This is a genomic window from Daquilactobacillus linshuiensis (assembly GCF_052828685.1).
Genome location: NZ_CM128255.1, coordinates 629,609 through 641,388, shown reverse-complemented (window position 1 = coordinate 641,388; position 11,780 = coordinate 629,609). Strand labels below are relative to the sequence as shown.

Annotated in this window: 14 protein-coding genes; 5 read left to right on the top strand and 9 right to left on the bottom strand. The window is 29.1% G+C overall.

Translation table 11 applies throughout. The annotated features are described in order from the left end of the window. Positions 1 to 10: 10 nt before the first annotated feature. Positions 11 to 304 (bottom strand): WXG100 family type VII secretion target, encoded by a 294-nt coding sequence (locus ACUV9F_RS03430; RefSeq protein WP_446184285.1) that lies wholly within the window; start codon positions 302 to 304, stop codon positions 11 to 13. 366 nt (positions 305 to 670) lie between these two features. Between ACUV9F_RS03430 and ACUV9F_RS03425 the strand changes: the two genes are divergently transcribed. The 3 genes from ACUV9F_RS03425 to ACUV9F_RS03415 are packed head-to-tail and all read left to right on the top strand — an operon-like array spanning position 671 to position 3,383. Next, the gene (locus ACUV9F_RS03425; RefSeq protein WP_446184284.1) at positions 671 to 2,143 is read left to right on the top strand and encodes a cytochrome ubiquinol oxidase subunit I; all 1,473 of its coding nucleotides are present in this window, start codon (positions 671 to 673) and stop codon (positions 2,141 to 2,143) included. Further along, a complete protein-coding gene (gene cydB / locus ACUV9F_RS03420) occupies positions 2,136 to 3,155 on the top strand; it encodes a cytochrome d ubiquinol oxidase subunit II (RefSeq protein ID WP_446184283.1) in 1,020 nt (339 codons plus the stop codon). The genes ACUV9F_RS03425 and cydB overlap by 8 nt, the downstream gene beginning before the upstream one ends. An 18-nt stretch (positions 3,156 to 3,173) precedes the next feature. Next, complete coding sequence (locus tag ACUV9F_RS03415) at positions 3,174 to 3,383, top strand: hypothetical protein (RefSeq protein ID WP_446184282.1); 210 nt, start codon at positions 3,174 to 3,176, stop codon at positions 3,381 to 3,383. Between the two features lie 30 nt (positions 3,384 to 3,413). Here the strand turns inward: ACUV9F_RS03415 and ACUV9F_RS03410 are convergent, their stop codons facing one another. From ACUV9F_RS03410 to ACUV9F_RS03400, 3 genes are read right to left on the bottom strand one after another with little or no spacing between them, the layout of a single operon-like run. Beyond that, complete coding sequence (locus ACUV9F_RS03410; protein ID WP_446184281.1) at positions 3,414 to 4,760, bottom strand: RsmF rRNA methyltransferase first C-terminal domain-containing protein; 1,347 nt, start codon at positions 4,758 to 4,760, stop codon at positions 3,414 to 3,416. Then, positions 4,760 to 5,737 carry a hypothetical protein gene (locus ACUV9F_RS03405; protein ID WP_446184280.1) on the bottom strand — a complete coding sequence of 326 codons (978 nt, stop codon included), beginning with the start codon at positions 5,735 to 5,737 and terminating at the stop codon, positions 4,760 to 4,762. The genes ACUV9F_RS03410 and ACUV9F_RS03405 overlap by 1 nt, the downstream gene beginning before the upstream one ends. Positions 5,738 to 5,742: 5 nt before the next feature. Next, the gene (locus ACUV9F_RS03400; protein WP_446184279.1) at positions 5,743 to 6,498 is read right to left on the bottom strand and encodes a hypothetical protein; all 756 of its coding nucleotides are present in this window, start codon (positions 6,496 to 6,498) and stop codon (positions 5,743 to 5,745) included. Positions 6,499 to 6,604: 106 nt separating this feature from the next. On the opposite strand from ACUV9F_RS03400, the gene lepB reads away from it, so the two are divergent. Next, entirely contained in the window at positions 6,605 to 7,237 is a 633-nt protein-coding gene (lepB, locus tag ACUV9F_RS03395) for a signal peptidase I (protein ID WP_446184278.1), read from the top strand. Positions 7,238 to 7,269: 32 nt separating this feature from the next. Then, on the top strand, positions 7,270 to 7,446 hold the full coding sequence (locus ACUV9F_RS03390; protein WP_446184277.1) for an LBP_cg2779 family protein: 177 nt from the start codon (positions 7,270 to 7,272) through the stop codon (positions 7,444 to 7,446). A gap of 213 nt (positions 7,447 to 7,659) precedes the next feature. Here ACUV9F_RS03390 and ACUV9F_RS03385 read toward each other — a convergent pair whose 3' ends face one another. From ACUV9F_RS03385 to rpoD, 5 genes are all read right to left on the bottom strand, one after another. Continuing rightward, a complete protein-coding gene (locus tag ACUV9F_RS03385) occupies positions 7,660 to 7,848 on the bottom strand; it encodes a 2-hydroxymuconate tautomerase (protein ID WP_446184276.1) in 189 nt (62 codons plus the stop codon). 12 nt (positions 7,849 to 7,860) lie between these two features. Further along, the gene (gene pepT, locus ACUV9F_RS03380) at positions 7,861 to 9,093 is read right to left on the bottom strand and encodes a peptidase T (RefSeq protein ID WP_446184275.1); all 1,233 of its coding nucleotides are present in this window, start codon (positions 9,091 to 9,093) and stop codon (positions 7,861 to 7,863) included. Positions 9,094 to 9,104: 11 nt separating this feature from the next. Continuing rightward, positions 9,105 to 9,884, bottom strand: a complete 780-nt coding sequence (locus ACUV9F_RS03375) for a Nif3-like dinuclear metal center hexameric protein (protein ID WP_446184274.1) — start codon at positions 9,882 to 9,884, stop codon at positions 9,105 to 9,107. Beyond that, positions 9,877 to 10,575 carry a tRNA (adenine(22)-N(1))-methyltransferase gene (locus tag ACUV9F_RS03370; protein ID WP_446184273.1) on the bottom strand — a complete coding sequence of 233 codons (699 nt, stop codon included), beginning with the start codon at positions 10,573 to 10,575 and terminating at the stop codon, positions 9,877 to 9,879. The genes ACUV9F_RS03375 and ACUV9F_RS03370 overlap by 8 nt, the downstream gene beginning before the upstream one ends. Positions 10,576 to 10,646: 71 nt before the next feature. Continuing rightward, positions 10,647 to 11,768, bottom strand: coding sequence for an RNA polymerase sigma factor RpoD (rpoD, locus tag ACUV9F_RS03365; protein ID WP_446184272.1), 1,122 nt, complete (start codon positions 11,766 to 11,768; stop codon positions 10,647 to 10,649). Positions 11,769 to 11,780 lie beyond the last annotated feature (12 nt).

Here is an 11,780-nt window from a genome sequence, read left to right as displayed (position 1 = left end):
GTATAACTTTTTATTGAATTCCAAAATGTTTTTTGTCATCCGCGTCACGTTCTGCAACAGTTTGAGCGTATTGAGTTAATTGGGAATTAATATTAACTAGTAATTCTTCAAATTGTTTAACTTGTCCATACAACTGATTGTATTGTTCCAAGTAACCCTCAAAAGCTCCACCTTTCCATTCTTGTTGAATGGTATTATTCATTGAATTAATTTTTTGAATTTCTTGTTCAATACCTTCTTTTGCACGAAGATATACTTGTGCTTGTTGAGTAAGTTGCTCTGGTGTAACTGAAATTGTTGCCATTATTTTTCCCCTTTTAATAAAAATTTGTATAACCTTTCGTTACGAATTAAATTTATCATACGATTGTGAATTAATCAACATAAAATTAATAGTATAAAACACTTATATAAAGGTCTTTATTTGAAATATATGTCGAGTTAAATGTTCACTTTGTTAAATATTCACAATGATATTTATAAATTAAGTGAACGCATTTTTAAATATAATCTTAATAAGTGATTTTTTTATTGACCATTAGAACAACCAAATCATTATAATATGCACTTTTTGTTCACTTATAATTCTATAAATTTTTTGTGTTTTTTCATAAATAGTTGTATTTTTAAGTTAGTTAAACGTGTAAATATTATATGGGGAGGAATTATTATGACTTTATCAGTTATGGGTATAAGTTTATTAACTACAACTCTTTCAAGATGGCAATTTGCCATCACGGCTGGATTTCATTTTATGTTTGTTGGAACATCAATTGGATTAATGCTGGTAACTGTTGTTTTAGAGTCATTATATGCTTTTAAAAAAAATGGTGCTGAAAACTACGGTCGTTTAGCTAAATTCTATGGAAGAATATTTCTATATAGTTTTGCGACTGGAGTTGTTACCGGTTTGTTCATGGAACTTCAATTTGGTTTAAATTGGTCAGGTCTTTCAAAATTTTTAGGGGATATAATGGGTGCTCCTTTAGCAATTGAAAGTATGGCTGCATTTTTTATGGAGTCCACTTTAATTGGAGTTTGGATTATCACTTGGGAAACAATTAATAGAAAACTACATTTCTTTATTGGTGCAAGTATCTTATTTTCATCTTTATTTTCTGTAGTCTGGATTATTGCAATAAATGCGTTTATGCAAAATCCTGTTGGTTTTACAATCAAAAATGGTCGCGCACGTTTAACAAGTATTATTAACGTCTTACAAAATCCTCAATATTTACCTGAGGCAATGCATGTTTTCATTGCCACAGTTATAATCGGCGGATTTACAACAATGGGAATTGCTGCTTGGCAAATTATTCATAATCGCGATGCAAAATTATTTAAACGTGCAATTATGATCGGTATGTTAGTTGCCCTCCCAGCAGTTTTAATGCAACCTTATTTTGGAGATGGACAAGGTAAAACTATAGCTGCAGGACAACCTATGAAATTTTCTGCTATGGAAGCTTTGTGGCAAGACACACCTAAAAATCAACCAGCGCCTTGGGCTGCCGCTGCATTAATTAATGAAAAAAATCATACAACAAAGGCTCTAGACATTCCGCGACTAAGTAGTTATTTTGCTACTGGAAACTTCAATAGTAAGGTTCAATTACCCGGTATGGAAACTATTGCCAAAACTTATGATTTAAAATTTAACAAAAATGTTGCCAAATCCTATGATGGACAAATGAAATGGTATCCACAAGTACATACACTATACTGGTCGATGCGTTGGATGTTTTATTTTGGATATATATTTATGACAATAGTTGTTTCACTTGCATTGTTATTATTCCGAGATCATGATGCTTTTTCAACACATAAAAAAACTTTAAGATTACTTGGTTACGCTATGTGGCTCCCTTATATTACAGCATTCTTAGGCTGGGTGGTTGCAGAAGTTGGACGTTATCCATTTGTTGTTTATGGAATAATTACTCAATATGACAGTGTTTCTGCAAACTTAAAACCTGTTGAAGTTGGAATCTCATTAACATTAATAGTACTGATTGATGCATTCTTATTATTTAATATGATTAAAGTAAATCATAACTTAATGTTAACTGGCGTGCCTGAAATAAAAAAGGATACATCAACTATTTTTGATCCTTTTGCAAAGGGGGTATTCACTCATGAATAGCATAAGTCATTTACAAATTGTCTTATTTTTCTTAATAGTTAGTGAATTTTCTACATTCTTTGTCATGAATGGAACTGACTTTGGTATAGCAATATCACTACCCTTTATTACCAAAAATGATGATGAGCGAAATCAATTAATAGATATTTCAGCCCCTGTATGGGGTGGCAACGAAGCATGGTATGTAACTTCAATTGCTTTAATTTTGGCGACATTTCCAATTTGGTATGGTGCTTTAGTTTCAGGTTACTATTTATTATTTTTCTTACTTTGGATAACTTTTGTATTTAGAGGCGTTGCATTTGATTATCGAAGAAAATGGAAAATAAAATCTTATAATAGATTTTGGGATAATGCCTTATTTGTAAGCAGCATATTCCCACCAGTTATTCTTGGTATGATTTTATTTTCATCACACACTCAGATTACAATTGATAGTAATTTTAATATTCTACAAAGCTTCAGTAATTTAATAAATATCACTTCTATTATTGGAGGACTTTCAATATTTACATTTAGCGTAAAAATCGGTCTTGAGAGAACTATAAAAAATTTAGATAATACTAACATAGTTTCTAGAGCAAATAATATTTTAAAATATGTAAATTGGCTTCTTTATATATTACTAATTCTTAGCTGGTATTTATTAAATATTCACTACCCTATATTTAATAAAGCTCAACTTCACTTTTATATACTATTAATAATCAGTTTTGGTGCTCTTGTATATTCACATATCTCAAATATTAAAATGAACAAAAGAATTGCATTTTGGTCAACAGTTATTTCGTTTAGTACATTTATCATTAATTTCTTTTATAGTATTTACCCTAATTTAATATTAGGACAAAATAAAATGAATTTAACTATACTTAAAGCTTCGAGCGGATTAACCAGTCAAACATGGACAATGTGGTTAATTGCACTAATGTTACCATTAATGATAATAGTTCAAGTTTTTGCTTATTCTTTAATTAATCGTACACTAAAGATTCACAAAAATATAAAGTAGAAATTTAAGGGTGAAATTATGAGTAAAATATTTAGATTTTTTTCAAGTGCAATAATCATATTATTTATCGTAGCTTATGTGTTTTTCTGGCCAATGTTTCTACCAAAGTTATTTGGAAGTGAAAACGCTGGTTTAGCTGCATTTATAACTACTGTAATACTATTCTTTAGCTTTGTAGTTATTAATGTAAAAAATATATTAAATAAATATGATTCAAATAAACAATAAAACACATCTCAATTAATATTGAGATGTGTTTTATTGTCGTAATCCTTTTGGATAAAAATTTTTAATTGTATTATTAGCAATTTTACCCCAAGAAAATATTTTTTTCTTATAAGAAACTCCTATCCACTGACTACTTAAATTATCATTAATTTTTATGGTTTCTCCGTGAATATATTTTGTATATTCATTTTCACTTAGCTCAAGAACATTTTTTATCTGATTAGAGCTTAAAGATAATACTAAAGAGTGATTAGGTTCAAATCTATTCTTTTTTAATTCTCCTAACCTCAAACCATTTCTAAGTATCTTCAATTCATTATTTAAAGTCGAAGTATCAATTATTGGTTTCTCCAAAGTCAAGCCATGCTGTTGTATACCTTCAAAAGAAGTATTTAAATTATCATTACAAAAAACATCAAATAATTCCTTAGATTTTTTTTCAATATTTTTATTTTTAGATTTTTGAAATTTAAAATTTAAATCTTCTTCGTTTTTTTTAAATTTACTTATAAAATGTCCCTCACCTTTAAAACTATCAGGAAACATCCTTAGAAAACTTTTTGCCCTATTATCATTATTACACCAAGCAGGAATACCTTCTTCCATTCCTTCATACTTATCGATAGCAATAATCTCCATATTAAAGTTATCAGCTAACCATAAAGCATTTTGTTCATCTTCTTCAGCGGAAAAAGTACATGTCGAATATACCATTTCACCACCTGGTCTAAGTAACTCGAAAGCGACAGCTAATATTTCTTTTTGTCTCTTCGCACATGCTTTTACATAGTCTAATGACCAATAATTAACAGCTTCATGATCTTTTCTAAACATTCCCTCACCTGAGCAAGGAGCATCAACGACAATTTTATCAAAATATCCGGTAAAACTACTAAGTAATTGGTCTGGACGATTATTTAAAACAACTGCATTGGTAACACCCATTCTTTCAATATTAGACGAAAGAATTTTTGCTCTAGGAGTATTTATTTCATTGGCAACTAATATTCCCTTATTGTTCATTTTTGAAGCAATATGTGTCGTTTTACTTCCAGGAGCTGCACATAAATCTAGTATTTTTTCTCCTGGTTTGGGGTTTAAGACTTCAGCAACATACATTGCGCTTGGATCTTGACTATATAGATAACCACTAATGTGATCTATACTATTACCGTTAATCTTGCCATAATATCCAATATCAGAATAATCAACTTTTGAGTCTACATTTACTTGAACATTTTCATAATCTTCTTTTAAAGGATTCAATCTAAAACCTTCAATAGGCTCTTTAAATAAGGAATTCTCAAAATATTTATATCTACTTCCAAATAATCTCTCATACTTCTTTTTAAAATCTTCTGGTAAATTTAATGACATTAATGAATTAATCTCCTATTTTTTGTAAAAATTACATAACACCCTAAAATAATTGAAACTATTATATTAATAACAAAAAAAGTTAAAAACTGTGTTTGATTAATAATTACAATGAATTTTTGAATAAAGAAATATGAAAAAACAAAAGACAAGATATTATACAAAATATATTGAAAAATCAGTCCTACTTTAAAATCATTTTGTAAGTCCCCATTCAATTGCGAATTATTAATTAGATATTTCATAGGTATCAATAAATTAAAGTTTAATATTGCAATTATTACTGTTACAAATATTAAAATTAAAATTAAAAATTTATCTTTTTCAATTAACTTTTGCTTAACATTATTGATTTTATTAACAGAGTTCACAGCTTTTTTAGAAGAAAATGCATTTTTGACAGATTTCAATGTTTTTTGTTTATTTCGAGAAGAAATTCCATCCAGTACAATTCTATAGTCATTTATCTTTTCTAAATTATTTATAGAATAAGGTGAGATTGAAATAAAAATATGCTTATTTAAATTACTTTTTTTGTCAGCAGATACTACACCAACTACTGGTAAAAATTGATTGTTTACGTTTATATATGCCTGTTCTTGTGGTTTATATATATCTTTAACATCTTTACCTGCAACTACAAAAGAAGTACCAGCTTTAAAGTCTAAATAAGAGAAACCTCTTCCCTTTGTTATTGGTAATTTCATTTTTTCATTTTGACAGTAATAGTAAGAAATATCAGGATTTTTCTTACTAATAAAATGAAGCTTAAAACTAAGATTCTTTTTTTTAGAAAGCTTATTTATGCCGTTAATAATTGTCTCATTAGAAGCTGTCTTTAATATTAAAGCTTCTTCTGAAATTCCGTTTCTATTTAATACACTTTTATATTTTATATTGTCATGTTGCGAAAAAAGCACACCAGATACTATAAGTAAAAATGTTATCAACACGGTTATTGTAATTTTTCTTTTCAAACTTCTCACCCAATTAAGTATAAATGGTCATCAACAATGTCATAATTACTGTAAAAACCATTTACTTTATTTATAAGACTTGATTCTTTTATGTTCACACTACCCCAAAATTTATCGCTATTTGTAGCACCATCGATTTCGCCAATGATAAAGAATAGTGGCTTATCACCCTTTATTTTACGATATCTTTGCAAAATTTGATAATCAATTTCGTCAAAATCAGGACTCCAAGCCAACATAATAATGTCTACTTTATCATAATACTTTTCAAAAGCATCCAGAGCATCAATTTTTTCAACATCAATTAGTTGTTTTTTCCCTGTATTACTACTTGAAGACCAAGCATTTGAATCGGTTGGATATACTAATTTATTTTTATCAAAAAAATACTTTGAAATATACGCATTGCCCGCCATAAGTTCTAAGCATCTATCAAACTTAAAAGTATCCAAAAAAGAATTCAAAAACGGTTTGGTTATTGTTGCCCAATAGCCATAGCTTTCTTGCAAATATTGTCTAAAATAGCTTAGATATCTATCAAGTTCTTCTAAGGATTCTAGATTAAATCTTTTTTGTAAAATTAATAATATTTCTTCTTCAGAAAAAACTAAACTATAAAGATTTTCATCGGGAATAATATTTTTTGATAAAGCATTATCGAAATTTAAAATCAATTCAATTCTTTTATCAACTTCATCAATTCCCTCAAATTTTTTTGAAAGTTTTATAACTTGTTCTATATATTTTTCAAAGTTATTCATTTGCAGTTTCCTTTTGTATAATTAATTAGTATTATACGTAATTAATATTATACGCATATTTTTTTAAAATGTTATAATTATGGTATTAATCAATAGGAGTTTTAATATGAGTAAAAAAGAACAAAAAGAAGAAACACCCTTACATTTTTGGATTACTACTATTTTAGGAGCTTTGGCAGTTTTTCTTGTGGTATGGGGAATTAAATCATTTTTAATTGCTAATGATCGAGTCTCTGGACCTTCCATGCAACCAACATTTGAAGATAAGGATAGAATTATTGCGATTAGAAAACATGATGCTAAAAGAAATGATGTTGTCATTTTAGATGCTCCCGATCAAAAAAATGCACAATACATTAAACGTGTAATCGGTATGCCCGGCGATACGGTTGAATCAAAAAATGATGTTATGTATATTAATGGTAAAAAAATAGCTCAGCCATATTTAGAAAATAACTTTAAAGAAGAGCAACATGCACAAGGCGTAACCTATACTAACAACTTTACATTAAAGACTTTAGCAAAAAATCAATATTACCAATCTATATATAGTAATAATCCTAAACTTTTAAACGAGGTTAAAAAGACTGGAAAAGTACCAGCTGGTTATTACTTTGTGATGGGTGATCATAGAAATGTTTCTAAAGATAGTAGAATGATTGGATTTATTAAAAAAGATAAGATAGTCGGTGTTGTTAAATTACGATATTGGCCTTTCAGTGATTTTAAGACTTTTTAATTTAAATAATTTTAGTTAAAGGAGAACTAATTATGAATTTATCACATGAAATTATCGAATACCAAAAGAAAACAAATTCAAATGATACTCAATTAGCTTTTGAAATACATCTTTCAGTTGAAAGACTTCATACTTTAAAGAGTAATGGAGAGTTAGCAACACCAGACGAAGAAAAAAGAATATTAGATTTTATTAGGATGCATAGATAATAAAAAGGTTTTCCCTAAAAGGAAAACCTTTTTATTTGCTTATTGCAATACTTTGGACAGCTTGTAAAAACAGCCCAACCAACCCCAATATGATAATTATATTTATAATAATAAATCTCATAAATTTCACAATAATCCCCCAAAAAATAATTCTCTATAAGATTATTGTAAATTAGGTTAATATTTCAATCAATAATTCTTAGAAAAACTTAATCACTTCTCATCGCTTTTTAAAATTCCACCGACTGAATAATTCTCTTTTTTCATTTCATTGATAATAATATGAACTCGTTCTGTTGGAACATCAACACTATCACTAATGGCTTGAGTTACATCTTTAACCATTTTTTTTAGTTGTTCATTACTTCTTCCCTCAACAAGATCAATGTGTACAATTGGCATTTTTATTTCCTCCTATTTTGCATTCAATTCAACAATTTTAGTAATTACATCTACTGCATCTTCCATGGTTTGTAATGATACATATTCAAATCTTCCATGCATGTTTTCCCCACCAGCAAATAGGTTGGGCGTAGGTATACCTAAGAATGAAATTTTTGACCCATCTGTTCCACCACGTACAGGTTCTTCTTCTGGTTCAATTCCAAGCGATTTCATAGCTTCTTCAGCTAAAGTTACAACTTGCATATTATTTTTTATAACTTCATACATATTATAATATTCATCTTTAATCGTTACTTTTACAATATCACCATATTTTTTATTAAGCTTTTCACCAATTTCTTTAGCTAAGTTTTTACGATTTTCTAATCCATCTCTTGTAAAATCTCTAATAATATAATTCAAGTGGGATTCATCAACGGTCCCGTCAAAACTTAATAAGTGGAAGAAACCTTCTTTTCCCTCTGTGAGTTCTGGAACTTCTTTTTCTGGTAATTCATTTTGAAATTCAATTCCAAGTTGAATTGAATTAATCATTATTCCTTTAGCAGATCCTGGATGTACATTTTTTCCCTTTATATCAACTTTTAAAGATGCGGCATTAAATGTTTCAAACTCTAAGCCACCTAAAGCCCCACCATCAACCGTATATGCATAAGTAGTATCAAAATCATCGACGTCAAAATGGTCTGCTCCTGTACCAATCTCTTCATCAGGTCCAAAAGCAATTTTAATATCTCCATGTTTAATTTCTGGATTATTTATTAATTCTTCGGCAAAAGTAATAATTTCAGCTACACCAGATTTATCATCAGCACCTAACAATGTGCTTCCATCAGTAGTAATCAAAGTATTTCCTTCATATTTTTTAAGTGAAGAAAACTCAGCTGGATCTAATACGTACTGACCTTCATCATCAAGTTTAATTACACTTTTTCCATCGTAATTTTCAATGATTTTAGGATTTACTTTTTCAGAATTAAAATCAGCCGTATCAATATGAGAAATAAAACCGATTGATGGAACTTCCTTATCGATATTTGAAGATATTTTTGCAGTCAAATAGTAATTGTCAGTGTTTATTTTTACTTCTTCAAGTCCGATTTCTTCCAATTCTTCCTTCAAACTATTGATAAAATCAATTTGTCTTTTTGTTGAGGGAATACTTGTTGAATTTGCATCAGAACGAGTATTCGTTTTAACATATTTTAAAAATCTTGGTAATAAATTTTCGTATTTTGCCATATTATTTCTCCTTATATAAACCAAAAAGGTTCAGTATTTGATTCTGACTGTATTATATCAATGTTCCAGTTATTTTGCTTAGACCAATCTTTAATTTTTTCCGACATTTTTGAAATAAAAATACTTTCAATATGATGACCCGGATCAATTACATTTAAACCCAAGCTTTGCATATCATGAGCTGTATGATAATAAACATCTCCAGTAATAAATGTATCTGCACCTAATTGTTTAATAATAGGGTGAAATTTCCCGCCATCTCCTCCGATAATTGCAACTTTATGAACAAGTTTTTCTTCAGACTTAATCACTCTCAATCCTGATAGATTAAATTTTTCTTTTATTTGTTCTGAAAAATCAGAAAGAGAAATTGGTGTTACTTCTCCAATTCTTCCCAGTCCATTAAGTTCTTCTATCGGCTTAATATTTGTTAACCCAATTTTATTACTTAACCAATCATTCATTCCACCCATCGTTTTGTCGATATTAGTATGTGCAGAATGTACGGATATATCATTTTGAATTAAATCATAATACATTTTATTTTGTGGATTAGTTATATCCAAATTTTTAACTGGTCTAAACATAATTGGATGATGAGCAATAATTAAATCAACATTTTTTTCTATCGCCTCTTTAACGACATTGGGACGTACATCTAATGTCGTCATTATTTTTTTTATTTCTTTTGACCTGTTACCTATCTGAAAGCCTGTCGGGTCATTTTCTTCCTTTAAAGATAATGGAGCAAATTCTTCTATTTTATCGATAATATCTTGAATATTAGTCATTGAATAACTCCTCTAAAATTTTCAAATCAACTTCTAATTCGTTAATTTTTTTACTATCTGGATTTTTAGATCCTTTAATTCCTTTTAATGTGTTTTTATATTTTAAAAATTTTCTTCTCCATTTTTTTTCAAATGCTTTATTGTTGTTTATTCTTAGGATAGGTCCTAATAAAAAATCCGCTCTTGTATAGTCAGGAATATCATCCGACTTCTTAGCGACTATAATTTCATAAGTATGACCTTCGTCTTCAAGAATATTCTCATTTACAATTTTATATCCATTTTTTACTAACCAATATCTAACCGCCGCTTCGCCAATATTAGGCTGCAATATTAATTTTTGAATTTCAAATTCTTTTCTTTCCACAAACCTTTGTAATATATCAGTTATTAATATTCCACCCATACCTGCAATTATAGCTGTATCAACATTGTCCTCATTTGAAATAACGTCAAGCCCATCACCTAACCTAACGTCAATTTTATTTTCCAGATTATGATTACGTATGTTTTCTACTGAACGACTTAAAGGTCCCTCAGCAACTTCACCAGCAATGGCAGACTGTACTATTTTGTTTTCTACTAAGTTAATTGGTAAATATGCATGATCTGAACCAACATCAACTATTTTTGAATCCTGATCAACAAATTTAGCCACTTCTTTTAGTCTTTTAGAAATTGAATTACTCAAAATATTAACCTACTTCTCTTTAATATAAAAATGATACCACAAAAAAAGAGAGCAATAAGCTCTCTTTTTGTTTATTCCATAAAATCTTTTAGTTGCTTTGATCTAGATGGATGTCTTAATTTTCTTAAAGCTTTCGCTTCAATTTGACGAATTCTTTCACGAGTAACTCCGAAAACCTTACCAACTTCTTCAAGAGTTCTTGTACGACCGTCATCTAATCCAAATCTCAATCTTAAAACATTTTCTTCACGATCAGTCAATGTGTCTAATACATCTTCTAACTGTTCTTTCAAAAGTTCATAAGAAGCATGATCTTCTGGACTAGTTGCATCAATGTCTTCAATGAAATCACCTAAGTGAGAATCATTTTCTTCTCCAATTGGTGTTTCTAATGAAACTGGTTCTTGAGCAATTTTTAGTATTTCACGAACTTTACCTGTAGGTAAGTCCATTTCGGCACCAATTTCTTCTGGTGTTGGCTCACGGCCTAAATCTTGAAGTAATTGTCTTTGAATTCTGATAAGTTTGTTAATTGTTTCAACCATGTGAACTGGTATACGAATTGTTCTTGCTTGATCGGCAATTGCACGTGTAATTGCTTGACGAATCCACCATGTTGCATACGTTGAAAATTTAAATCCTTTACGATAATCAAACTTCTCAACGGCTTTCATCAATCCCATATTACCTTCTTGAATTAAATCAAGAAATTGCATTCCACGTCCAACATATCTTTTGGCAATAGAAACTACCAATCTAAGGTTAGCTTCAGCTAACTTTTGTTTTGAAACTTCATCGCCTTCTTCAATTTTTAAGGCTAAATCAACTTCTTCTTGTGCATTTAAAAGTGGTACACGACCAATTTCTTTTAAATACATTCTTACAGGATCATTAATCTTAACTCCAGTTGGGGCAGATAAATTATTTAGTTCTGCTTTATCTATATCTTTTTCTTTTAAAAGACTAAGTTTACTTGGCTCACCATTTTCATCGACAACACCAATTCCTTCATCTTCTAATCGTTCAATTAATTCATCAATAGATTCATCTTTTAATGCAAAAGGCTTAATTAGTTTTTCAAGTAAGTCTTCTTCATTTATTTCTTTTTTTGATTTGTAATCCTTAATTAAACTCTTTGTTGCAGTTTCAAGTTCCTCACTTGATTTTATAACGCTTTTTTTCTTCTCAGCCATTCAAAAAGCCTC